The organism is Mycobacterium sp. SM3041, assembly GCF_039668335.1.
Lineage (GTDB): Bacteria > Actinomycetota > Actinomycetes > Mycobacteriales > Mycobacteriaceae > Mycobacterium.
Genome location: NZ_JAYXBQ010000021.1, coordinates 35,930 through 58,443 on the forward strand (window position 1 = coordinate 35,930; position 22,514 = coordinate 58,443).

20 protein-coding genes are annotated in these 22,514 nt (G+C 69.1%); 15 read left to right on the forward strand and 5 right to left on the reverse strand.

All coding sequences use genetic code 11. The features are described 5' to 3' along the window. Positions 1 to 16: 16 nt before the first annotated feature. The 3 genes from VXD91_RS06020 to VXD91_RS06030 are packed head-to-tail and all read right to left on the reverse strand — an operon-like array spanning position 17 to position 2,977. Positions 17 to 946 carry a TAXI family TRAP transporter solute-binding subunit gene (locus tag VXD91_RS06020; RefSeq protein ID WP_346414913.1) on the reverse strand — a complete coding sequence of 310 codons (930 nt, stop codon included), beginning with the start codon at positions 944 to 946 and terminating at the stop codon, positions 17 to 19. Continuing rightward, on the reverse strand, positions 943 to 2,316 hold the full coding sequence (locus VXD91_RS06025; protein WP_346414914.1) for a HAMP domain-containing sensor histidine kinase: 1,374 nt from the start codon (positions 2,314 to 2,316) through the stop codon (positions 943 to 945). Before VXD91_RS06025 ends, VXD91_RS06020 begins: the two co-directional genes overlap by 4 nt. A 1-nt stretch (position 2,317) precedes the next feature. Continuing rightward, positions 2,318 to 2,977, reverse strand: a complete 660-nt coding sequence (locus VXD91_RS06030; protein WP_212811813.1) for a response regulator transcription factor — start codon at positions 2,975 to 2,977, stop codon at positions 2,318 to 2,320. 153 nt (positions 2,978 to 3,130) lie between these two features. On the opposite strand from VXD91_RS06030, the gene VXD91_RS06035 reads away from it, so the two are divergent. The 5 genes from VXD91_RS06035 to VXD91_RS06055 are packed head-to-tail and all read left to right on the forward strand — an operon-like array spanning position 3,131 to position 8,669. Then, positions 3,131 to 3,313, forward strand: a complete 183-nt coding sequence (locus tag VXD91_RS06035; protein ID WP_318984332.1) for a hypothetical protein — start codon at positions 3,131 to 3,133, stop codon at positions 3,311 to 3,313. Positions 3,314 to 3,336: 23 nt separating this feature from the next. Next, positions 3,337 to 3,678 (forward strand): hypothetical protein, encoded by a 342-nt coding sequence (locus tag VXD91_RS06040; RefSeq protein ID WP_346414915.1) that lies wholly within the window; start codon positions 3,337 to 3,339, stop codon positions 3,676 to 3,678. Between the two features lie 43 nt (positions 3,679 to 3,721). After that, on the forward strand, positions 3,722 to 4,258 hold the full coding sequence (locus tag VXD91_RS06045; protein ID WP_346414917.1) for an alpha/beta hydrolase: 537 nt from the start codon (positions 3,722 to 3,724) through the stop codon (positions 4,256 to 4,258). 55 nt (positions 4,259 to 4,313) lie between these two features. Continuing rightward, entirely contained in the window at positions 4,314 to 7,550 is a 3,237-nt protein-coding gene (locus tag VXD91_RS06050) for a DEAD/DEAH box helicase (protein WP_346414918.1), read from the forward strand. A gap of 15 nt (positions 7,551 to 7,565) precedes the next feature. Continuing rightward, positions 7,566 to 8,669, forward strand: a complete 1,104-nt coding sequence (locus VXD91_RS06055; protein WP_346414919.1) for a HoxN/HupN/NixA family nickel/cobalt transporter — start codon at positions 7,566 to 7,568, stop codon at positions 8,667 to 8,669. On the opposite strand, the gene mtr is transcribed toward VXD91_RS06055, so the two are convergent. Beyond that, positions 8,666 to 10,042 (reverse strand): mycothione reductase, encoded by a 1,377-nt coding sequence (gene mtr, locus VXD91_RS06060; protein ID WP_346414920.1) that lies wholly within the window; start codon positions 10,040 to 10,042, stop codon positions 8,666 to 8,668. The two genes, VXD91_RS06055 and mtr, sit on opposite strands and share 4 nt — an antisense overlap. 4 nt (positions 10,043 to 10,046) lie before the next feature. Continuing rightward, complete coding sequence (locus VXD91_RS06065; RefSeq protein WP_244881357.1) at positions 10,047 to 11,081, reverse strand: alpha/beta hydrolase; 1,035 nt, start codon at positions 11,079 to 11,081, stop codon at positions 10,047 to 10,049. A 141-nt stretch (positions 11,082 to 11,222) separates the two neighbouring features. On the opposite strand from VXD91_RS06065, the gene mqo reads away from it, so the two are divergent. The 10 genes from mqo (at position 11,223) to VXD91_RS06115 (ending at position 22,507) form a co-directional block, all read left to right on the forward strand. Further along, positions 11,223 to 12,719 carry a malate dehydrogenase (quinone) gene (mqo, locus tag VXD91_RS06070; RefSeq protein ID WP_346414921.1) on the forward strand — a complete coding sequence of 499 codons (1,497 nt, stop codon included), beginning with the start codon at positions 11,223 to 11,225 and terminating at the stop codon, positions 12,717 to 12,719. 6 nt (positions 12,720 to 12,725) lie between these two features. Then, the gene (locus tag VXD91_RS06075; RefSeq protein WP_346414922.1) at positions 12,726 to 13,193 is read left to right on the forward strand and encodes a GNAT family N-acetyltransferase; all 468 of its coding nucleotides are present in this window, start codon (positions 12,726 to 12,728) and stop codon (positions 13,191 to 13,193) included. Then, the gene (locus VXD91_RS06080) at positions 13,193 to 15,040 is read left to right on the forward strand and encodes a magnesium chelatase subunit D family protein (protein WP_346414923.1); all 1,848 of its coding nucleotides are present in this window, start codon (positions 13,193 to 13,195) and stop codon (positions 15,038 to 15,040) included. Before VXD91_RS06075 ends, VXD91_RS06080 begins: the two co-directional genes overlap by 1 nt. A 10-nt stretch (positions 15,041 to 15,050) precedes the next feature. Continuing rightward, positions 15,051 to 15,665 (forward strand): cob(I)yrinic acid a,c-diamide adenosyltransferase, encoded by a 615-nt coding sequence (gene cobO, locus VXD91_RS06085; RefSeq protein WP_346414924.1) that lies wholly within the window; start codon positions 15,051 to 15,053, stop codon positions 15,663 to 15,665. Between the two features lie 19 nt (positions 15,666 to 15,684). Then, the gene (locus VXD91_RS06090; RefSeq protein ID WP_346414925.1) at positions 15,685 to 17,049 is read left to right on the forward strand and encodes a cobyrinate a,c-diamide synthase; all 1,365 of its coding nucleotides are present in this window, start codon (positions 15,685 to 15,687) and stop codon (positions 17,047 to 17,049) included. Between the two features lie 22 nt (positions 17,050 to 17,071). After that, positions 17,072 to 18,301, forward strand: a complete 1,230-nt coding sequence (gene cobA, locus VXD91_RS06095) for a uroporphyrinogen-III C-methyltransferase (RefSeq protein WP_346414926.1) — start codon at positions 17,072 to 17,074, stop codon at positions 18,299 to 18,301. A 55-nt stretch (positions 18,302 to 18,356) separates the two neighbouring features. After that, positions 18,357 to 19,892, forward strand: coding sequence for an MFS transporter (locus VXD91_RS06100; RefSeq protein ID WP_244872949.1), 1,536 nt, complete (start codon positions 18,357 to 18,359; stop codon positions 19,890 to 19,892). 33 nt (positions 19,893 to 19,925) lie between these two features. Beyond that, positions 19,926 to 21,293, forward strand: coding sequence for an alpha/beta hydrolase-fold protein (locus VXD91_RS06105; RefSeq protein WP_212811799.1), 1,368 nt, complete (start codon positions 19,926 to 19,928; stop codon positions 21,291 to 21,293). A gap of 60 nt (positions 21,294 to 21,353) precedes the next feature. Next, positions 21,354 to 21,770 carry a hypothetical protein gene (locus VXD91_RS06110; RefSeq protein WP_213020312.1) on the forward strand — a complete coding sequence of 139 codons (417 nt, stop codon included), beginning with the start codon at positions 21,354 to 21,356 and terminating at the stop codon, positions 21,768 to 21,770. A gap of 80 nt (positions 21,771 to 21,850) precedes the next feature. Next, positions 21,851 to 22,507, forward strand: a complete 657-nt coding sequence (locus VXD91_RS06115) for a VOC family protein (RefSeq protein ID WP_212814845.1) — start codon at positions 21,851 to 21,853, stop codon at positions 22,505 to 22,507. Positions 22,508 to 22,514: the final 7 nt, after the last annotated feature.

Sequence of the window (22,514 nt, forward strand, 5' to 3'; positions counted from 1 at the left end):
AAGTTTCGGCCCGCGCTCAGCCGTGCAGGATGCGGTATTCCTCGATGGCGCCGGGGTGCAACGGGATTCGGCCGGTCTGGATCATCGACGGCGGCTGCAGGTACTGCAACCCGCGGACTTCCGGCGGCATGAGCTGCGTCGCGTCGTTCGCCAAGACATCGACCGCGGCCGCCGCCAGCGCGTTCGGCAGGCCGGGCCGGCACAGCAGCAGATCGGGGGAGCCGATGGTGTACACGCTGGACGGCACATAGGCGCCGATCGGCGCCCGCAGGAGCAGGTAGGGGTAGGACGCCAGTTCCGTCATGGGTGCGACCCACGGCGTCAGGTCCAGGATGCGCAGCGGCAGCGTCTTGTCGAGCTCGGCGATGGCGGGTGTGGGGATGCCGCCGGACCAGACCAGCGCGTCGATGGTGTGGTTGCCGAGGGCGGCCACCGCATCGTTCAGGCGCAGGTCGACCCGCCGGACCCGGTCGGCCAGGTTCGCCGCGCGAAACAGCACCGTGGTGATGGCCGCGACGCCGGAGCCGGACGGTCCGGTGGAAACCGTCAGTCCGGCAAGGTCATTCACCTGCCGGATGGCGGAGTGGTCGGGGACGACCAGCTGCAGATAGTTCTCGTAGACTCGCGCGACCGCAGGCGGGACATCGGTGGCCGGCCGGGTTCGCAACTGCTGCTCGACCACGTCGGCCTGCGCGAGTGCCATGTCCGCCTGGCCCGACCGCAGGAGCTCGAGATTGTCGACGCTGCCGGCGGTGGGCATCACGGTGACCGTGATGCCGGGATACCGAACCCGTAGGCGCTGGGCGAAGATCTCGCCCACCGCGAGGTACAGGCCGCCGCGATCCCCGGCGGCCAGCCGGATGGTGCCCTTGGTGTTGTTCGGCAGGCAGGCCGCGGCGACCGCAGCGACGGAGGAGGCGAGGAACGCGCGCCGGGTCAGGGTCATGATGTGCTCGCCGGCAGTTGATAGCGGACCGCGAGACCGCCGTCGGGGGACCGCTCGACCGACGCCGATCCGCCGTGTGCGGCGGCGATTTCGGTGGCGATGGCCAGGCCGAGGCCGGTGCCCTGGCTGTCGTCGTGCCCGCGCCAGAACCGAGTGGCCGCCTGCGCGACGGTGTCGGCGGGTAGGCCGGGGCCGTTGTCGCTGACGGTGAGATCGATGCCGGCGTCGGTGGGCACCGTCGATACGGTGACGGTGGTGCCCGTGCCGGAGTAGCGCAAGGCGTTGTCCAGTGCGATGTCCAAGAGTTGCTCGACATCGTGGCGCGGCATCTGGACGGCGAGGTGGGGGTGGGCGGTCTCGAAGCGCAGTCGCTGGCCATTGGCGTCTGCGGAGGTCTGCCAGAAGTCCAGCCGCTGCTCGACGACGCTGTCCAGATCTGTCGAATCCTGCACTGCCGCAACCAGACCGGAACGGTGGCTGTGGCTGGCCTCCTCGGCGCGCGCCAGGCGGAGCAACTGGGCCAGCAGGTTCTCCAACCGGTCCAGCTCCGCCGACATCGAGTCGTAGGTCGGGCGCCCCGATGCGGCGACGTGGTCTTCGAGGGTGTCGGCGCGCAGCCGCACGGCGGCCAGTGGGTTGCGCAACTGGTGGGAGGCGTCGGCGATCAGCCGGCGTTGATGATCGAGCGAGGCGTGCACCGCCTGCGCCATGGCGTTGAACGCCGACGTGAAGCGCCGCAGCTCAGGCGGTCCCGACACGTGAGCCGGCTGGCCGGCGATGCCGCCGGCCATGTCCTCGACGGCCCGCTCCAGCCCGACCAGCGGCCGCAGCACCCACCGGGTCACGCTCTGCGCGGTGACGGCCGCAACCCCGAGCAACACGATGCAGCCCGCCGCGATCCACAACCAGTCCACGGTGATGTCGTGTGCGGCGGTGGCCGGGTCGACGCCCAGGACCACCGCTCCGACCAGCTCGCCGTTGCGCCGAATTCCCTTGGCCTGCAGCATCGGTCGCCGGTCCCACGGCATGATCCGGCTCCGCGGTGCGGCGGGAGCGTCGGACAACGCGCGCTCGGCGGCCGTCGTCACCCCGGGATCGGTGACCGACAACCCGGCGGCGGCGAGCGTCCGGCCGTCCGCGTCGACGATCAGCACGCCTTCGCCGTACACCCGGTGGTAACGCTCGACCAGTTCGGTGTCGAGTGCGCCCGCGCTGGCAGCGACGTCGGCCAGCGTCGTCAGTTGCCGCTCGCGTTCGGTGTGCAGCACGTTGGTGCGGTGGTCGGCCAGGCTCAGGGCAAGCGGGATCGCCAACGCCGCCGTCGCGATGAGCAGCAGCGTCATCAGCAGCGCACGAACCCGCAGACCCACGTCAGTGATCCAACCGGTAACCGAAGCCACGCACGGTGTGCAGCGGTATTCCGGCCAGCTTGGACCGAATCTGGCCCACGAAGAAATCCAGGGACCGGGAGCGGCCCACCACCGCGGTGCCCCAGCACTCGAGCATCACCTCTTCACGGCTGACCGCCTCACCCTGACGGGCAGCCAGCGTGGCCAGAATCTGGTACTCGGTCTTGGTCAGCGCCTGTGTCTGGCCGGCCACGGTCACCTCGTGCCGGTCGCGATCGATGGTCACCGGCCCGGCCACCACGGGCGGGCGCGCGACGGGACCGGTGCTGCGCTGCACTCGCCGCATAACGGCCTCGATCCGGGCCAGCAGCACCGCCTTTCGGACGGGCTTGACCAGGTAGTCGTCGGCCCCGGCGCGCAGCCCCAGCACCACGGCGCCGTCGCTGTCGCGTGCCGTCATGATGATGACCGGCGCGGTCGATGCCCGGCGCAGTGTGCGAAGGACGTCCAGCCCGTCCATGTCGGGCAGGCCCAGATCCAGTAACACCAGGTCGCAGCCCTTGACGCGATTGAGCGCGTCGTCGCCGCGGGTGGTGTGGGTGACGGTGAGCCCCGTCTGTTCCAGCAGCTCGACCAGCGCAGCGGCGACCCCCTGATCGTCCTCGACGAGCAGCACGCGCATGGGCCGATGGTAGGGCGCGGGCTCGGTGAACCCGCTGATTTCGCAGTGAATCTGAGGATCGTGCAAGGAAAGGCCCGGCGCGCGCCGCGGAGTATTCCGGTGGACCCGGTGCGCGGAAACCATGTGCTCACCAACAGACCTGAGGAGGTCACGATGTACCCGAACACCTATTTCGCCCAGGCGACGGTCGCCGTCGTGGCCGGCGTACTCGTTGCTTTCGGTTCCCTCGGGTCCGGGTGGAGCCCAACTGAATTCACGTTCGCCGTGGCACTGGCCGGCCATTCCTGCGATGTCGTCGTCATGACGGACACGCTGTACTCGCGGCCGACGGCCTGAGCGGCAAGAGAGCGGACGAAACCATGAACGTTGTCAGCGTCGTAGCCGAAATCGGAATGGCGGACACCGCCGACAGTGATTCTTCGTGGGTGCCGATGATCGTGTCCCTTTTGGTCGTCGGGTCCATCCTCGGAATGCACATCTTCGCGGTCTGGCGCTCGCGCCGTCGTCGTGCAGCGCGCCGCCGTGGTGCGGGCCGCCGGGGTGCTGCGGCCTATGGCGTGGGCGCGGGTTTCGACGGCGGGTGGGGCGCCGGGTTCTCGGACAGCGGTGGCTCGAGCGGCTGCGGCGGGGGCGGCGGCTGCGGTGGTGGAGGTTGCGGGGGCGGCGGTGGCTGCGGAGGCGGCGGTGGTGGCGGCTGCTGAATATCGGTACCTGCGGTCCGGTTACGTTCGCTACGGTGGCGTCATGCCAATCATCCCGACCGTCGACGGTTTCGGCGCCACCGTCGACGTGTCTGGCCCCGACGCCGCCACGACAGTCGTCATGCTCACGACCAAGCAGGCGACGGGCGCCCTGTGCGAGTTGCTCCACACCGCTTCGCTGCGCACCGTGGTGATCGAGGCCGACGACCGGCTGACCGTGAATTCGGTTGTCGGCATACTGGATACGCTCGGGGTGAAGTGGGCGTTGTTGTTCGCCGACCGCAGCGCGGGCGAGCTGGCCTGGCGGCTGGCGGCCACGCGGCTGGACCGGTTCACCGCCCTGGTGGCCGTCGACGGTAGCCATCCGCGCGCCGACGGGGCAGCGGGCGACGGGTGCCCGCCGGTGGAGATCAACACCACCGTCGTCGTAACCAGCGCCGATGCCCGGGCGCGGGCGCAGGCCGGACAACGCTTCATCTACGGCGAGTTCCGGCTGTCGGAGCTGATGGGCCGGCGCAGTGCCGAGGAGTTCACCGCCCAGGTGGCGAACGAGATCGTGCTGCGCAGCAGTACCTGGTGACCGCCCACTAGGGCGAGCAAAGCGCCCTGTCGGCCCCGGCCGTTATCGTGACGACATGGAAGGCACGGACTCGACGGCCGGGCTGGCGCTCGCGCCCCACGAGGTGCTTCGCGCCTTCAACGCCCAGACGCTGGCGCGCGGCGAGACCTACGCGAACCAGGGTCGGGTGGTCGCTGCTCGGTACGACGCCGTCGACGGGACGCTCACCGGCTCGTGCCTGGGTTCGAAGTCCGAGTACTACGACGTCGAAGTGGCGTTGTCGGGTCCCCGCACCGGCCTGGAGATCGAGTACACGGTCTGCACCTGCCCGGTGGGTCGCTACTGCAAGCATGCCGTCGCGCTGCTGTTGGCGGCGATCCCGAGCGCACCTGACCGGACGGCCCCGCAACGCTGGCAAGTGGTGCTGGGTTCGCTGTTGCACGAGATGACCGATGCCGATACCGACGCCGCCGGTAAGCCGTTGGCGCTCGAGTTCGGGATGCTGCCGGCGGGCCGGTATCACACGACGCCCATCGCGACGCTCCGGACGTTGACGGTCGGCAAGCGCGGAAACTGGATCAAGAGCGGGATCAGCTGGCGGCGTCTGTTCGACACCGCCGACCCGGGCGAGTTCGACCGGCAGCAGTACAGCGCGCTGCGGGCGCTGGTGCTCGCCGTCCCCGGCTACTATCCGTACAGCAGCGACCAGTTGGTGCTTTCCGCTGTGGGACAGAGCTTTTGGAACGATCTCGACGCGGCGGTCGAGGCCGGCGTCACGCTCGTTCCGGGAGCGGGCATCCGGGCTGTGGAGCTCGCCAAGGACGTCCAGTTGCGGCTGGACTTCACCGTCTCCGACACCGGCGGTGCGCAGATGTCGACGGTGCTCGTCGTCGACGGCGAGCCGCGGGCGCCCGAAGGCGTCGGACTCGTGGGCGCACCCACACCCCACGGCGTCCATCAATTGGTGGACGGCATCCTGCATCTCGGGGCTTTCGCGCCGGTACCCGGTCCCACGCTGCTCAAGTTGATCGCGAACGACGAGAAGGTACAGATTCCGCCCGAGGCGCTCTCGGAGTTCGCGACGGACGTGCTGCCGCAGCTGCGCCGGACGGTGCCCGTCGACATGCCGGAGGGTCTGTTCGCCGAACCGGACATCGTGGGGCCGTTGCCCGTGCTGAGCATCACGGTCGACGAGGTTGACGGCCGCGTGAAGTGGCGCACCCGGTACGAGGTGAACGGGCGGCGCCAGGAGTTCGACGCGGCGGGCGTTACCCGCACGAGCGGCATCCGGGACAACGCCGCCGAGGATGCGATGTGGCGGGCCATCGCGCCCGCGCTGGAACTGATTTCGGGACTGTCGGCGCAGGAGGACCCGCTGGCTTCGCTGTTGCTGTCGCGCCGGCTGTCCCTGCCGCAGATCGCGGTGCTGTGCCACGAGGTGCTGCCGCAGCTCGCCGGGTACGAGCAGCTGATCGTCGAGATCGATGAGCGGGCCGCGGCATTCCGGCGCTCGGTCGCCGGGGCGCAACTGGGGTTCGGTACCGCGTCCTCCGACGAGGCGCCGGCGCAGGACTGGTTCGACCTGCACATCACCATCGATGTCGACGGTTACCCCGTGGCGCTGTCGGCCGTCATCGCCGAACTGGCGTCCGGTGCCACCCACATGCTGCTGTCGAACGGCGTCTACTTCCGGCTCGACACCCCCGAACTGCTCAAGCTCCGGGCCCTGATCGAAGAGGCCCAGGCGCTGGGGGAGCTCGACGGCGACCGGGTCAACGCGTCATCGCTGAACGCGACATTGTGGGACGAGCTGCTGGGCCTCGGCGTCGTCGACAGGGAACTGGCGCAGTGGCGCGACAACATGGCGCGGCTGGCCGCGGCGCAGCCGCCGGTTTCGGTGCCCACGCCGGCCGGACTGCAGGCCGAGCTGCGCGACTATCAGCGCGACGGGCTCAATTGGCTGGCGTTCCTGTGGGACAACGGACTCGGCGGTGTGCTGGGCGACGACATGGGTCTCGGCAAGACGGTGCAGACCCTGGCCCTGATCTGTCGCGCCGTCGAGCAGGGCGCGGGCAAGTTTCTCGTCGTCGCGCCGACCAGCGTGGCATCCAACTGGGCGGCGGAGTGTGCGAAGTTCGCGCCCGGGCTCACCACCGTCGTGGTCTCGAGTACCGAGGCCCGCGGCGCGGTGCCCATCGCCGAGCAGGTCGCCGCGGCCGACATCGTCGTCACGACCTACACGCTGCTGCGGATCGACAACGACAGGTATCGGGAAATCGCTTGGGCCGGAATGATTCTCGACGAGGCGCAATTCGTCAAGAATCATCACAGCAAGACGCACCAGTGCGCGCGCCGTCTCGATGCGCCGTTCAAACTGGCCATCACCGGCACGCCGATGGAGAACAACCTGATGGAGCTGTGGTCGCTGCTGTCGATCACGGTGCCCGGTCTGTTCCCCAGCCCGAAGATTTTCGAGCGCTACTTCCGTAAGCCCATCGAGTCCGACGGCGAGCCCGGACGGCTGGCGCTGCTGCGGCGGCGCATCAAGCCGGTGTTGTTGCGCCGCACCAAGGATCAGGTCGTCAAGGAGCTGCCGCCCAAGCAGGAGCAGGTGCTGGCCATCGAACTGTCGGCCAGACACCGCAAGATCTACGACACCCGCCTGGCGCGCGAGCGGCAGAAGGTGCTCGGCCTGCTGGGGGAGTGGGAGAAGAACCGCTTCCAGATCTTCCGGTCTCTCACGCTGTTGCGGCAGCTCAGCCTGCATCCCGGGCTCGTCGATGCCGAGACCATGGAAGCCGGGTCCACCAAGGTGGACTTCCTGATCGAACAACTGGACCAGCTGGTCGCCGAGAACCACAGCGCGCTGGTGTTCAGCCAGTTCACCGGTTTTCTGGCGATCCTGCGTGACCGCCTGGACGCGGCCGGGATCGAGTACAGCTACCTGGACGGGTCGGTGGACGCACGGGCCCGGGCGCAGGCCATCGACGACTTCAGCGCCGGCCGGACCAGGGTGTTCCTGATCAGTCTCAAAGCCGGCGGTTTCGGACTGAATCTCACCGCCGCCGACTACTGCTTCCTGTGCGACCCGTGGTGGAGCCCGGCCGCCGAAGCGCAGGCCGTCGACCGCGCACATCGCATCGGCCAGCAGCGCCCGGTGAACGTCTATCGGCTGGTGTCCGAGAACACGATCGAGGAAAAAGTGATCGCGCTGCAGGAGCGCAAGCGCGCGCTGTTCGCCGCCGTGATCGACGACGGTGACATGTTCGGCACCGCAATTACCGCCTCCGACATACGCGAACTGCTGGGCTGAGGGAGACTGAACCGCATGCGGCTTTCGTTGTCCGGTCAGGATTGGGGGCGACTGGCGGCGATGTTCGGCGTCATCGCCGCACTGCACGTCATCGGCTGGGGGACCCTGATCCTCGTCGTCGTACCCGAGCATCACACCGTCGGCGGGACGGCGCTCGGCATCGGAATCGGACTCACCGCGTACACCCTGGGCCTGCGGCACGCGTTCGATGCCGACCACATCGCCGCCATCGACAACACCACCCGCAAGCTCATGGCGGACAACGCCGTTGCCCCCCACGGCCGCAGTGGCAGCCGGCCACTCAGCGTCGGATTCTTCTTCTCGCTCGGGCATTCGACCATCGTGTTCGGCCTGGCCCTGCTGCTGTCGCTGGGCATCACGTCGATCGTCGGTCCGCTGCAGGACGATTCGTCGATGCTGCACCGGTACACCGGGCTCATCGGCGCCGGCGTCTCGGGCTTCTTCCTGTACCTGATCGCGGCCATCAATGTCGTTGTCCTGGTGGGCATCCTGCAGGTGTTCATGCGGATGCGCCGCGGTGAGTACGACGAGGCCGCACTCGAACATCAACTGAACAACCGCGGGTTCATGAACCGCATCCTGCGCCGGTTCACCCGCGCCATCAGCAAGCCGTGGCAGATGTATCCGCTGGGCGCGCTGTTCGGCCTCGGCTTCGACACGGCGACCGAGGTGGCGCTGCTGGTGCTGGCCGGGACCGGCGCCTCGGCCGGATTGCCGTGGTACGCAATCCTTTGTCTGCCGGTGCTGTTCGCGGCGGGGATGAGCCTGCTGGACACCATCGACGGCGCGTTCATGAATGTCGCGTACGGCTGGGCGCTGGCCCGGCCGGTGCGCAAGGTCTACTACAACATCACCATCACCGGACTGTCGGTCATGGTGGCCCTGGTGATCGGCACCATCGAATTGCTGGGCCTGCTGGCCGAGGAGCTGGGCTGGTCCGGCGGCGTCTGGGCGTGGATTGGCGGAATCGACCTGAACACCGTCGGATTCGGCATCGTCGGGCTGTTCGTCGTCACCTGGGTGGTGGCACTGCTGGTGTGGCGGTGGGGCCGGATCGAGGAGAAGTGGACGGCCCGGCTCAGCCCGGCTGACAGCTAGCTCAAGCCCAGCAGCGCGTTTTCGATCACCTCGGGCAGCGCCGGGTGAATCCAGTACTGCCCGCGGGCCACGTCCTGCGCCGTCTGCCCGAACGACATCGCCTGGATCAGGGGCTGAATCAGCGACGACGCCTGATAACCCATCAGGTGCGCGCCCAGGATCCGTCCGGTGCCGCGCTCGCCGATCAGTTTGACGATGCCCGTCGTGTCTTCCATGGCCCAGCCGTACGCGGTGTCGCCGTACTCCTGCACCTTGACCACGACGTCGAAACCCGCTGCCCGCGCCTCGGCTTCGTTCATGCCGACCATCGCGACCTGCGGATCGGTGAACACTGCGGCGGGAACGAACCGGTGGTCGCTGGCCACCAGCTCGCCGTCCCAGTCGCGCAGCAGGTTCTCCTTCACCGTCCGCGCCTCGTGGTTGGCCACGTGCTTGAGCTGGTGGCGTGACGACACGTCACCCAGCGCGAAAATCCCACGCGCCGTGGTGCGCTGGAACTCGTCGACGACGACGTAGCCGTCGTCGTCGAGACCCACCCCGGCCAAGTGCACATCGAGCAGGTCGCCGTTGGGCACCCGGCCCGTGGCAACCAGCAGGGCGTCGGCGCGCAGGGTCTCGCCGTCGTCGAACTCGAGCACGACGCCGTCACCGTCGCGCTGGGCGCCGACGACGTTCTCCTGCGTGCGCAGGTCCCATTTCTTGCCGACCACCGCGCTGAACCGCCGGCAGATCTCCTCGTCGCAGCGCCGCAGCAGCCGGTCGCCACGCAGGACGATCGTCACCTTCGATCCGAGCGACGAGAACACGTGCGCGAACTCCACCGAGATGAAGCCGCCGCCGATGATCACCAGATGGTCGGGCAGCGCCGGGATGCGCATGATGTCGTCGCTGGTGAAGTAGGGGACACCGGAGCCGGCGATGTTCGGGGGAATCCAGCTGCGCGAGCCCGCGGCGATGACCACCCGGTCGGAGCTGAATTCGTCGCCGTCGGCGGTCCGCAACGTGTAGGTGCCGTCGGGCAGCGTCGGCCCGAAGCGGGTGTGGCTGCCATAGACCGTGACGTTCGGCAGGCCGCGGCGGTAGTCCTCGCCACCGGCCGCGATCGGGTCGATCCGGCCGAAGACGCGCTCGACGATGTCCGGCCAGCGCACCCCGTCGATGTGCGAGTCGACGCCGAAAGTGGCGCTGTGCCGGATGGTCTGGGCCACGTCGGCGGCGTAGACGAACATCTTGGTCGGGATGCAGCCGACGTTCAGGCAGGTGCCACCGAACTTGCCCTGCTCGCAGATCGCGACCTTCAGGCCGTCGTACCGCTCGTCGAGCACGCTGTTGCCCGAGCCGGTTCCGATGATGGTCAGGTCGTAGTGCTCCATGACGTCAGGCCTGTTCGTGTTGGGTGGTGCGGGAGACCGCTTGGGAGAGATACCAATCCAGCCAGTGGTTCAGCTCGCCGAACGCGACGGCACGCGGCTCCGGCAGTGACAGGAACACGTCGTGTTTGGCGTCGGTGACCGGGACGATGGTGCTGCGGTTGCCGACGCACCCTGCCCAGCGGGCGATCTGGCTGACGTCCAGCACCGCGTCGCCGCGCTCCATGCCGGCGGCGGTCGTGGTCTCGGCGACGGTGTGGTCCGACCGCAGGATCAGGTTCGGCACTCCGACGTCGAGGCCGCGATGCAGCTGCAGCTGTCCCCGGCGGATGGCGTTGATCCAGCCGACGGTGACCGGGAAGCCCCCCAACGGTTTCCAGTCCAGGTTGTAGTCGAATTCCCCGCCGTGGTCGCGGTGCAGGCTCGTGCCGTAGCCGCCCTCGGTCGGTTTGCGGATCACCGCCAGTTTGCGGAACCGGGCCAGGGCCCGCAGCGTGCCGGACACCGGCGCCGAGCGCAGCGCGGCCGGCCCGTGCAGATCGAAGAACGGGCTGTTGAGGATCAGGCCCGTCACCCGGTGCGCCGCCAGCGCGCCGTCGCGGCGCAGGCGGTCGGTGAAAAGCGTCGCGATCAGTCCGCCGGCGGAGTGGCCGTACAGGCACACCCGTGCGCCGGCGGTGTCCGTGCCGACGAGCTGCAGCGCCCGACGGAGTTCGTCGTAATAGGACGCCAGATCGGTGGTGAAGTGCGGGGTCTGTCCGGGGCGCCGCGAGCGCCCGCATTTGTGCAGGTCGATGGCGTAGAAGGCGATGCCGCGGGCGGCGAACTGGTCGGCGAGCTCGGTGTGGAAGAAGTAGTCGGTGTAGCCGTGGACCACCAGCACGGCGTGCTCGGCCCGGCCCGGCTGACCGCGCCGCACGACGGTGGCGACCAGGTCGCCCTCGCCGTCGGGGTCGGGACCCAGTGCGATGGTCTGCTGCCAGTACCCGGGCAGCACGTCCGGCTGCCACTCGGGTTGTCCCTGTGGCTCCTGCGGCGTCACGTGTTCAACCCTAACTGCGACGAACATCATGGTCGATGGGAGGAGATAGCGCGTCAGCGGCGAAAGCGGTCGCGATAACCTTGAGCACCGAGCATCCGTCAATACCGGCGGGTAACCCGAGTGCGAAGGACGAGCGATCACGTGTCGAATGCAAACGTAGCTGGGAGCGCACAGACCGACGTCGTCCTCGTGGGCGCGGGGATCATGAGCGCCACCCTCGGGGCACTGATCCGGCTGCTCGAGCCGGAGTGGTCCATCACCATGATCGAGCGCCTCGACGGCGCCGCCGCCGAGAGCAGCGATCCGTGGAACAACGCGGGCACCGGCCACTCGGCGCTGTGCGAGCTCAACTACACGCCGCAGAACTCCGACGGCACCATCGACATCAAGAAGGCCGTCACCGTCAACGAGCAGTTCCAGGTGACGCGGCAGTTCTGGGCGTACGCCGTGGAGAACGGCGTGCTGCCGGACGTCAAGAGCTTCCTCAACCCCATCCCGCACGTCAGCTTCGTGCACGGTGCCGACAACATCGACTACCTGCGTAAGCGTCGCGAGACGCTGGTGACCAACCCGCTCTTCTCCACCATGGAGTACATCGACGACAAGGACGAGTTCGCCCGCCGGCTGCCGTTCATGGCCGAGCAGCGCGACTTCAGTGACCCGGTCGCACTGAACTGGACCACCGACGGCACCGACGTCGACTTCGGTTCGCTGTCCAAGCAGCTCATCGGGTTCACCGCGCAGCGCGGCATGGAGACGCTGTTCGGGCACGAGGTGACCAACCTCAGCAAGCAGTCCGACGGCAGCTGGAAGCTGGGCGTCGTGAACCGGCGCACCGGCGACCGGCAGAAGATCAACGCCAAGTTCGTGTTCCTGGGCGCCGGTGGCGGTGCGCTGCACCTGCTGCAGAAGGCCGGCATCCCGGAGGCCAAGGGCTTCGGCGGTTTCCCGGTCGGCGGCGCGTTCCTGCGCACCGACAACCAGGACCTGACGGTCAAGCACCAGGCCAAGGTGTACGGCCAGGCATCGGTCGGCGCCCCGCCGATGTCGGTGCCGCACTTGGACACCCGCATCATCAACGGCCAGTCCTGGCTGCTGTTCGGACCGTTCGCCGGCTGGTCGCCGAAGTTCCTCAAGCAGGGCTCGATCACCGACCTGCCGTTGTCGGTCAAGCCCAACAACCTCGCGTCGATGCTCGGCGTCGGCGTCACCGAGCTTGGCCTGGTGAAATACCTGCTCGAGCAGCTGGCCCTCAGCGAGGGTGAGCGGGTCGATTCGCTGCGCGAATTCGCCCCCAGCGCAGTCGATTCCGACTGGGAGCTGGATGTCGCGGGTCAGCGGGTACAGGTGATCCGCCGCAAGGGCATCGGTGGCGTGCTGGAGTTCGGCACCACGGTCCTGACCGCCGAGGACGGCCGGATCGCCGGTCTGCTCGGTGCGTCGCCGGGCGCCTCCACCGCGGTGCCGGCCATGATCGAGGTGCTCGAGCGCTGCTTCGGTGACCGCTACCAGACCTGGCTGCCCAAGCTCAAGGAGATGGTGCCGTCGCTGGGCGTGAGCCTGTCCGGCGAACCCAAGCTGTACCGCGAGGTGTGGGACTGGGGGACCAAGGTGCTCAAGCTCGACCAGCCGGCCTGATCGCGCATGACGGTCGCGCCGAGGCGCAGCTGGGCCAAGGATCTCGATGCCGCAACGCTTTACGAGCTGCTCAAGTTGCGGGTCGAGGTCTTCGTGGTCGAGCAGGCGTGCCCGTACCCCGAACTCGACGGCCGCGACCTGCTGGCGGAAACCCGGCACTTCTGGCTGGAAAGCCCTGACGGAGAAGTCATCTCGACGCTGCGGCTGATGGAGGAACATCCCGGCGGTGAGAAGGTGTTCCGCATCGGCCGGGTGTGTACCAAACGCGCCGACCGGGGGCAGGGCCACACCACTCGGTTGATGCAGGCGGCCCTGGCCGAGGTGGGTACCTACCCCTGCCGGATCGACGCCCAGACCTATCTCGAGGACATGTACGCCCGCCACGGATTCGTCCGCGACGGTGAGGAATTTCTGGAGGACGGCATACCGCATGTGCCGATGATCAGACCAGGTCTGGGAGCGGGGCAGCAGTAGTGACCTATCCGTTCAGCGCGCTGGTGGGCCAGGACCGGCTCCGGCTGGCGCTCATCCTGTGTGCGTTGCGTCCCGACATCGGCGGTGTGCTGATCCGCGGGGAGAAGGGCACCGCGAAATCGACCGCGGTGCGTGGTCTGGCCGAGGTACTTGCCGCCGTGGACGCCGACGCCCGACTGGTGGAGCTGCCGATCGGGGCGACCGAGGACCGCGTGGTCGGGTCGATCGATCTGCAGAAGGTGCTGCGCGACGGCGAACACGCCTTCTCACCGGGCCTGCTGGCCCGCGCGCACGGCGGCGTCCTGTACGTCGACGAGGTGAACCTGCTGCACGACCACCTGGTCGACGTGCTGCTGGATGCCGCCGCCATGGGTCGCGTGCACATCGAGCGTGATGGCGTCTCGCATTCGCACGAGGCCCGATTCATGTTGGTGGGCACCATGAATCCGGAGGAGGGCGAGCTGCGTCCGCAGCTGCTCGACCGTTTCGGATTGACCGTCGACGTCTACGCCTCCCGGGACGTCGACGTCCGGGTCGAGGTGATCCGGCGCCGCATGTCCTACGAGGCCGACCCGGCCGGTTTCGCCGAGCGGTACGCCGTCGATGACGCCGAGCTGGCCGGCCGGATCGCCAAGGCCCGTGCCGCGGTGGCGTCGGTGTCGTTGCCGGACAACGAGTTGCGCCGGATCGCGGCGCTGTGCGCGGCGTTCGACGTCGACGGCATGCGTGCCGACCTGGTGGTGGCCCGCACGGCCGTCGCCCACGCCGCCTGGCGCGGCGCGTCCGCGGTGGATGCGGAAGACGTCCGGGTCGCCGCGGAACTCGCGCTGCCGCACCGGCGCCGTCGCGACCCCTTCGACGACCCGGGCCTGGACCCGCAGCAGCTCGACGACGCCATGGCGCAGGCCGAAGCCGAAGCGCAATCTCAGCCGGAGCCGGATCCCGAACCCGATCCGCCGGGCGGCGGCGTCTCCGCGGACAGCTCGGAAGAGGCGGCGCCGCAAGGAAACTCGGCCGGGCCCGGCAGTGCGTCGCGGCCCAGTGCGCCGCCGTCGGCGACGTTCCGGACCCGGGCGCTGGTGGTGCCCGGCGTCGGGGAGGGCGCTCCCGGCCGGCGGTCGCGGGCGCGCAACCGCACCGGCACCCCGATCTCGGCGACCGACGATGCCCAGGCCGGACACGGCGTGCATGTGTTCGGCACGCTGCTCGCCGCGGCCGACCGCAGGCCACAGGCCGGGCGCCTGCAGGTGGGCCCCACCGACGTCCGCCACGCGATTCGCGAAGGGCGCGAAGGCAATCTGGTGATCTTCGTGGTCGACGCGTCGGGCTCGATGGCCGCGCGGGACCGCATGTCCGCGGTCAGCGGCGCGACGCTGTCCCTGCTGCGTGATGCCTACCAACGCCGCGACAAGGTCGCCGTCGTCACCTTCCGCGGCGCCGAGGCCGCCCTGCTGTTGCCGCCGACGTCGTCGGTGCACATCGCGAGCCGGCGCCTGGCCCGTTTCGACACCGGCGGGAAAACGCCGCTGGCGCAGGGGCTCCTGGCCGCGCGGGATGTCGTGCTGCGCGAGAAGACCCGGGACCGGGCCCGTCGCCCGCTGGTGGTCGTGCTGACCGACGGCCGCGCCACTGGTGGCCCCGATCCACTCGGCCGGACCCGGACCGCAGCGGGCCTCCTCGTCGCCGAGGGTGCGGCCGCCGTCGTCGTCGATTGCGAAACCTCTTATATTCGACTGGGATTGGCGCAGCAGTTGGCCGGCCAGCTCGGTGCGGCCGCCGTGCAACTGGCGCAGCTGCGCGCCGACAACCTGGCCCGTGTGGTCCGGGCCGGGCAAGCCGCCGCGTAAGGAAACTGTTATGCCACAAGGACAACCACTCGTCGTCCCCAACGACGGACTGACCACCAAGGCGCGGCGCAACGCGCCGATCCTGGCCGTGCACACCGGGCCGGGCAAGGGAAAGTCCACTGCCGCCTTCGGGATGGCGCTGCGCGCCTGGAACCAGGGGTTCGACGTCGCGGTGTTCCAGTTCGTCAAGAGCGCCAAGTGGAAGGTGGGCGAGGAAGCGGCATTCCAGACGCTCGGCCGCCTGCACGACGAGCAGGGCATCGGGGGACCGGTGCAGTGGCACAAGATGGGCTCGGGCTGGTCGTGGACGCGCCGGCAGGGCTCCGACGAGGACCACGCCGCCGCGGCCGTCGAAGGCTGGGCCGAGATCTCGCGGCGGCTGGCCGCCGAGCAGCACGACTTCTACGTACTGGACGAGTTCACCTACCCGCTCAAGTGGGGCTGGCTGGACATCGACGAGGTGGTGTCGACGCTGACCCAGCGCCCCGGCACCCAACACGTCGTCATCACCGGCCGCGACGCCCCGCCGCAGCTCCTCGACGCCGCCGACCTGGTGACCGAGATGACCAAGGTCAAGCACCCGATGGACGCGGGCCGCAAGGGCCAGCGCGGCATCGAATGGTGAGTTCTCCCGCGGGGACGAAGTGACCACGAATCCCGTCCCAGCGGTCGTGATCGCGGCGCCGGCGTCGGGCAGCGGCAAGACGACCGTGGCCACCGGCCTGATGGGTGCCCTGCGCCGCGCCGGCCACACGGTGAGCGCCGCGAAGGTCGGCCCCGACTTCATCGATCCGGGCTATCACGCACTGGCCACCGGCCGGCCGGGCCGCAACCTCGACCCGGTCCTCGTCGGCGCCGACCTGATCGGTCCGCTCTACCGGCACGGCAGCGCGGGTGCCGACGTCACCGTCATCGAGGGCGTCATGGGCCTGTTCGACGGCCGCATCACCGAGCAGCCGATGTCGCCGGCGCCCGGGTCGACCGCCCACGTCGCCGGGCTGCTCGGCGCGCCGGTGGTGCTGGTCGTCGATGCCCGGGGACAGAGCCAGAGCATTGCCGCTCTGCTGCACGGCTTTTCGACGTTCGACCGAGCCGTGCGGATCGCCGGGGTGATCCTCAACAAGGTCGGCTCGCCGCGGCACGAAGAGGTCCTGCGCCAGGCCTGCGAACAGGCGGGCGTCCCGGTGTTCGGCGCCATCCCGCGCAACAGCGGACTGGAGATTCCGTCGCGGCATCTCGGCCTGGTCACCGCCGTCGAACACGGCCGCCGGGCGCACGAGGCCGTCGAGGTCATGACCGAGCTCGTCGCCCGCCACGTCGACACCGCGGCGGTGGCCCGGTGTGCCGGGATCGGCACTCTTGAACCGCAGTGGGCTCCCGAGCTGGAGTCCGGTCCGGCCGCAACCGTCGCGCTCGCCGCCGGCAAGGCCTTCAGTTTCGGGTACGCCGAGCACGCCGAGCTGCTCGAGATGGCCGGCGCCGAGGTCGTGGCCTTCGACCCCCTCACCGACCCGCTGCCGGACGGCACGCAGGCGCTCGTCATACCCGGTGGGTTCCCCGAGCAGTTCACCGCGGAACTGTCGGCCAATGCCGTTGTCCGCGAACAGATTGTCGCGCTGGCGGCCGTCGGCGCGCCGGTGCATGCCGAGTGTGCCGGGCTCACGTACCTGGTCGACGACCTCGACGGGCACCCCATGTGTGGCGTGCTGTCCGGCTCGGCGCGCTTCACCGAACGGCTGACCCTCGGCTACCGCGATGCCGTGGCAACGGTCGACTCCAGCATGCACGCTGCGGGGGAGCGCGTCACCGGTCACGAATTTCACCGCACCACAGTCGAATTCGCCGAGCAGCAGCCGCCGGCTTGGGTTTTCCGGGGCGCTGGGCAGGCCACCGTGCACGACGGGGCCGTCCGCGGCGGCGTGCACGCGGGCTACCTGCACACCCATCCGGCCGCGCATCCGCACTCGGTGCGTCGGTTCGTATCGGCGGCAACTAAACTCGCCGAGTGATACTGCGCACGCGAGGAGCAAAATGACGTCCCAGCATGCCTACCTCGTGGGGCTGCATCTGTCCGGCAAGAAGGTCGTGGTCGTGGGTGCCGGCAGCGTCGCCCAGCGGCGCCTGCCGCTGCTGATCGCCAGCGGCGCCGACGTCCACGTCGTGGCGCCCGCCGCCACCCCGGTGGTCGAAGCACTCGTCGACAACCCCGACGGCACCGGCATCACCCTTATCTCGCGGGAATTCCAGACCGACGATCTCGACGGCGCCTGGTACGTCCTGGCCGCGACCGACGACGAGGCCGTCAACGCCGCGGTGGCCGACGAGGCCGACCGCCGCCGCATCTTCTGCGTCCGCGCCGACGCCGGCCAGGAAGGGTCGGCGGTGACCCCGGCGTCCTTCGAGTACGACGGCCTGACGGTCGGTGTGCTGGCCGGCGGTGAGCACCGGCGCTCGGCGGCGCTGCGTACCGCCATCCACGAGGCGCTGCAGCGCGGCGCCATCGGCGACGCCGCCGAACCCGACAGCTACCGCGGTGTGGCGCTCGTCGGCGGTGGCCCGGGGGACCCCGAGCTGATCACCGTCCGCGGTCGCCGGCTGCTGGCCCACGCCGACGTGGTGGTGGCCGACCGGCTGGCCCCGCAGGAGCTGCTCGCCGAACTCGGCCCGCACGTCGAGGTGATCGACGCCGCCAAGATTCCGTACGGCCGGGCGATGGCCCAGGACGCGATCAACGCTGTCCTGATCGACCGGGCCAAGGAAGGCAAGTTCGTGGTCCGGCTCAAAGGCGGTGACCCGTTCGTCTTCGCGCGCGGCTATGAAGAGGTGCTGGCATGCGCCGACGCCGGCATTCCGGTCACCGTCGTACCCGGTGTGACCAGCGCCATAGCGGTTCCGGCTCTCGCCGGCGTTCCCGTCACCCACCGGGCCGTCACGCACGAATTCGTGGTGGTCAGCGGCCACGTCGCGCCCGGGCACCCGGAATCGTTAGTGAATTGGGACGCACTAGCCGCGATGCGCGGCACGATCGTGCTGCTGATGGCCGTCGAGCGCATCGAGCTTTTCGCGAAGGTTCTGCTGCAAGGCGGCCGACCTGCGGAAACACCGGTACTGGTGGTTCAACACGGGACGACGGCGGCACAGCAGACGCTGCAGACCACGCTCGTCGACGCGGCGGAGGACATCCGTTCCGAGGGTATCCGACCCCCCGCGATCATCGTGATCGGGGACGTCGCGGCCTTCGCAGGGTTAAAGAAATCTTAAGATTACTGTAAGGTAGCTTTCCATGACGGCTCTCAACGACGCTGAGCGCACCGCCATGGCACACAGCCGCCGCGAACCGCTCACGATTCACGTGGGGCAGACCGAGGACGAACGAAAGAGCTGGTATCCAGCTTGGCTTCCGTCCCCCCGCTTTCTTTCCGCGGTCATCGCCATCGGTGGCATGCAGCTGCTGGCCACGATGGACAGCACCGTCGCCATCGTTGCCCTTCCTAAGATTCAGGACGAGCTCGGGCTTTCCGATGCCGGCCGCAGCTGGGTGATCACTGCTTATGTGCTGACGTTCGGTGGTCTGATGCTGCTCGGTGGCCGCCTCGGCGACACCATCGGCCGCAAGCGCACCTTCATCGTCGGTGTCGCGCTCTTCACCATCGCTTCCATCCTGTGCGGTGTCGCGTGGGACGAGACGACCCTGGTCATCGCCCGGCTGCTGCAGGGTGTCGGTTCGGCGATCGCCTCGCCGACCGGCCTGGCGCTCGTCGCCACCACCTTCCCGAAGGGTCCGGCCCGAAACGCCGCCACCGCGATCTTCGCGGCCATGACCGGCGTCGGCTCGGTGATGGGCCTCGTCGTCGGCGGCGCGCTGACGGTGTTCTCGTGGCGCTACGCGTTCCTGGTGAACGTGCCGATCGGCCTCGTCATGATCTACCTGGCCCGCACCACGCTGACCGAGACGTCCCGCGAGCGCATGAAGCTCGACGCGGCCGGCGCCATCCTGGCGACCCTGGCCTGCACCGCGGCGGTGTTCGGCTTCTCGATGGGGCCGGAGAAGGGCTGGCTGTCCCCGCTGACGCTGGGCTCCGGCGCCGCGGCGGCCGTGCTGTTCCTGGCGTTCCTGTTCGTCGAGCGCAGCGCCGAGCACCCCGTCGTGCCGTTCAGCCTGTTCCGGGACCGCAACCGCGTGGCCACCTTCGCCGCGGTCTTCCTCGCCGGTGGCGTGATGTTCACGCTGACCGTCCTGATCGGCCTGTACGTGCAGGACATCATGGGCTACAGCGCGCTGAAGGCCGGCATCGGCTTCATCCCGTTCGTCATCGCGCTCGGCATCGGTCTGGGCCTGTCGTCGCAGCTGGTGGCGATGTTCTCGCCGCGCGTGCTGGTGATCGCCGGCGGCATCCTGGTGCTCGCCGCGATGATCTACGGGTCCACCCTCAACGGCGGTATCCCGTACTTCCCGAACCTCGTCATCCCGATCACCGTCGGTGGTTTCGGTATCGGCATGATCGTGGTGCCGCTGACCGTCTCGGCCATCGCCGGCGTCGCGCTGAGCGACATCGGTCCGCTGTCGGCCATCGCGCTGATGCTGCAGAACCTGGGTGGGCCGGTCGTGCTGGCCGTCATCCAGGCCGTCATCACGTCGCGCACGCTGTACCTCGGCGGGACCACCGGTCCGGTCGCCAAGATGAACGCCGCGCAGCACACGGCACTCGACCACGGTTACACCTACGGCCTGCTCTGGGTCGCTGCGGTGGCGGTGATCGTCGGCGTGGTGTCGCTGTTCATCACCTACACCGCCGACGAGGTTGCGGCGGCGCAGGACACCAAGGAAGCGCTGGACGCCGGCGAGCTGTAGCTCGATCTCGACGTAGCTTCCTGGAGGATCGGCGTGCCTTCGTTCGTCACCCATGCGTCGCTGACGCATGGGTGGCTTCCGTTTCTGATCCAGCTACTGACTTTCGCGGCACTGTGCTGTGCGGTCGGGCGACGGTCGCGGCAGTGGAGCATCAGCCGGCTGCCGTGGGCACTCGCGGTCGGCGTCGCGTGCGCGGCCGGTCTGTACTGGTACATCACTTCGCTCGGTATCGCCGGCGACCCGGCCCCGGTACTGCTGTGGATCTGGACGGCGCTCGGCGGGTTCGCCGCCACGGTCCTGATCCTCGGCTGGCGCGGATCCCCCTGGCGGCGCCGCGGGGTGGCCCTGCTCGCGGTGCCCCTGTGCGCACTCTGCGCGCTGCTGATGATGAATGTCTGGGTCGGGTACTTCCCGACCGCGTACGTGGCGTGGCACAAGTTCACCGTCGGCAAGGTGCCCGACGAGGTGGACCGCTGGACGGTCACGGCCATGCAGCTCAAAGGCATCCGGCCGCCGCGCGGTGTCGTGGTGCCCATCGTGACCACCTCGCAGGAATCGAACTTCACGCACCGCGCCGAACTCGTCTACCTGCCACCGGCATGGTTCGCGAGCAATCCGCCGCCGCAGCTGCCGACGGTGATGATGATCGGCTCGCAGCTGAACACCCCGGCGGACTGGATCTGGGCGGGCAACGCCAAGGCCACGATCGACAACTACGCGGCGGCCCACGGCGGTGAGGCGCCGGTGTTCGTCTTCGCCGACGCCACCGGCTCGTTCAACAACGACACCGAATGCGTCAACGGCAGCCACGGCAATTCGTCGGTCCACCTGACCAAAGAGGTCGTTCCGTATCTCATCTCGAACTTCGGCGTCAGTCCCGAGCCGGAGAAGTGGGGCATCGTCGGCTGGTCCATGGGCGGCACCTGCGCGGTGCAGCTCACGACGCGCCATCCCAACCTGTTCAGCGCGTTCGTCGACATCGCCGGGGACCTGAGCCCGAACATCGGCAGCAAGGACCAGACCATCGCCAAGCTCTACGGGGGTGACGCGGCCAAATGGGCCGAGTTCGATCCGAGCACCGTGATGCGGCAGTACGGCCGGTACCACGGCATCTCCGGGTTGTTCGAGATCCCCGGCACCGTCGCGGCCTGCCACGCACCCGGCCCCGGTGTGCCGCGCGATGCGCGCGCGAATCCGGAGGGCCAGGACATCGCGGCCGGCACCTTGTGCGAAATCGCCCAGCAGCACGGCATCAACGCCGACATCCGGGCCCTGCTCGGCCTGCACGACTGGGGCTTCGCCAACGAGGCCTTCGCGGATTCGCTTCCGTGGGTGGCAGGCAAGCTGCGCACGCCGGGAGCCGCGGCACCGGCCGGCTCGCACGCCGTCCCGACGCTGTAAGGGCCGTCTGCTTCGTCGCCCGGTGGCCCGCGCTCCAGGTTGCGCTGCTATTGATGGTGCATGACTGCAATGCGAGCCCGAGCTGTGATCGTGGCGGCTGTGCTCGCCGCGACGGTGATCACCGGGTGCCAGCGCCCGCCGGCTCCCGGGCCACAGGCCGGTGCGCTGACGGGCGCCCCGATCCTCAACACCGTCACCGCGCAGGCCGTGGTGCGGGACATGGGTGCCGCGGGACTGCCGGTGGCCCACCCGCGGGATGTGGCCAAGCAGAAATGCCCCGACATCAAGTGCATCGAGGCCATCGAGACCGACACCGTGACGGTGCTGGTGTTCTCCACGACCGGCGCTGCCGAAGGGTATGCGGGAGCGACGCCGGGCACGTTCCAGGCGATGAACATCGTCCTGCAGTTCGGCCCGACGGTCAGCGTGGCGGACAAGACCGCATACGAGCAGGTGGTGAACAAAGCACTGCTCTGAGCACGTCGGACGCGCCGCAGTGCTATGCATGAGGCATGACCGCCAGGGGGGTTCGACATGGTCGCGGGGGCCGAATCATGATGCTGCGGCAGGAGATTTCGGATGCGGTAAATCCGCTGGGGTGGCGCCTGGTGCTCGGTGCCGTCTACACGGAGGTGCCGGTGGTTGGCTTGGGCGCGGCGGCGGCGCTCGCGGCCGCGGTGGTCGAGGAGACCGGCCCAGAGGCGCAGGGCCACTTGACGGTCGACGTTCGCGCCGACCGGATCGTCATGCGGCTGCGCTCGGCCGACGGGGTCACCGCGCACGACATCGCGCTGGCACGCCGCATCTCTGAATCACTCGCCGAGCGCGGCGCGGCGACCACGCCGGGCGACGTCGCGGTACAGGCGATCGAGATCGCGATCGACGCCATGGACATCCCCGCGGTGCGCCCGTTCTGGAAGGCCGTCACCGGCTACGTCGACGAAGCGGGGCCGTCGGATCTGAGCGGGGGACTCGTCGATCCCGCCGGCCGTGGCCCCGCCCTGTGGTTCCAGCAGATGGATGTGCCACGGCCGCAACGCAACCGCATTCACCTCGACGTCGACGTCCCGCACGACCGGGCGTCCGCACGCATCGCGGCGGCACTGGCGGCGGGCGGGGTGCTGCTCAGTGATCGGGCGGCACCCGCGTTCTGGGTGCTCGCCGACGCCGAAGGCAATGAGGTGTGTGTCTGCACCTGGCAGGGCCGCGATTAAGCTGGCC

Bases quoted from the DNA above. Each gene is read 5' to 3' on its own strand.
- VXD91_RS06020 (WP_346414913.1), bottom strand. From the start codon at position 946: ATGACCCTGACCCGGCGCGCGTTCCTCGCCTCCTCCGTCGCTGCGGTC.
- VXD91_RS06030 (WP_212811813.1), bottom strand. From the start codon at position 2,977: ATGCGCGTGCTGCTCGTCGAGGACGATCAGGGGGTCGCCGCTGCGCTG.
- VXD91_RS06035 (WP_318984332.1), top strand. From the start codon at position 3,131: ATGTACCCGAACACCTATTTCGCCCAGGCGACGGTCGCCGTCGTGGCC.
- VXD91_RS06040 (WP_346414915.1), top strand. From the start codon at position 3,337: ATGAACGTTGTCAGCGTCGTAGCCGAAATCGGAATGGCGGACACCGCC.
- VXD91_RS06045 (WP_346414917.1), top strand. From the start codon at position 3,722: ATGCCAATCATCCCGACCGTCGACGGTTTCGGCGCCACCGTCGACGTG.
- VXD91_RS06050 (WP_346414918.1), top strand. From the start codon at position 4,314: ATGGAAGGCACGGACTCGACGGCCGGGCTGGCGCTCGCGCCCCACGAG.
- VXD91_RS06055 (WP_346414919.1), top strand. From the start codon at position 7,566: ATGCGGCTTTCGTTGTCCGGTCAGGATTGGGGGCGACTGGCGGCGATG.
- mtr (WP_346414920.1), bottom strand. From the start codon at position 10,042: ATGGAGCACTACGACCTGACCATCATCGGAACCGGCTCGGGCAACAGC.
- VXD91_RS06075 (WP_346414922.1), top strand. From the start codon at position 12,726: ATGACGGTCGCGCCGAGGCGCAGCTGGGCCAAGGATCTCGATGCCGCA.
- cobO (WP_346414924.1), top strand. From the start codon at position 15,051: ATGCCACAAGGACAACCACTCGTCGTCCCCAACGACGGACTGACCACC.
- cobA (WP_346414926.1), top strand. From the start codon at position 17,072: ATGACGTCCCAGCATGCCTACCTCGTGGGGCTGCATCTGTCCGGCAAG.
- VXD91_RS06100 (WP_244872949.1), top strand. From the start codon at position 18,357: ATGGCACACAGCCGCCGCGAACCGCTCACGATTCACGTGGGGCAGACC.
- VXD91_RS06110 (WP_213020312.1), top strand. From the start codon at position 21,354: ATGACTGCAATGCGAGCCCGAGCTGTGATCGTGGCGGCTGTGCTCGCC.
- VXD91_RS06115 (WP_212814845.1), top strand. From the start codon at position 21,851: ATGCTGCGGCAGGAGATTTCGGATGCGGTAAATCCGCTGGGGTGGCGC.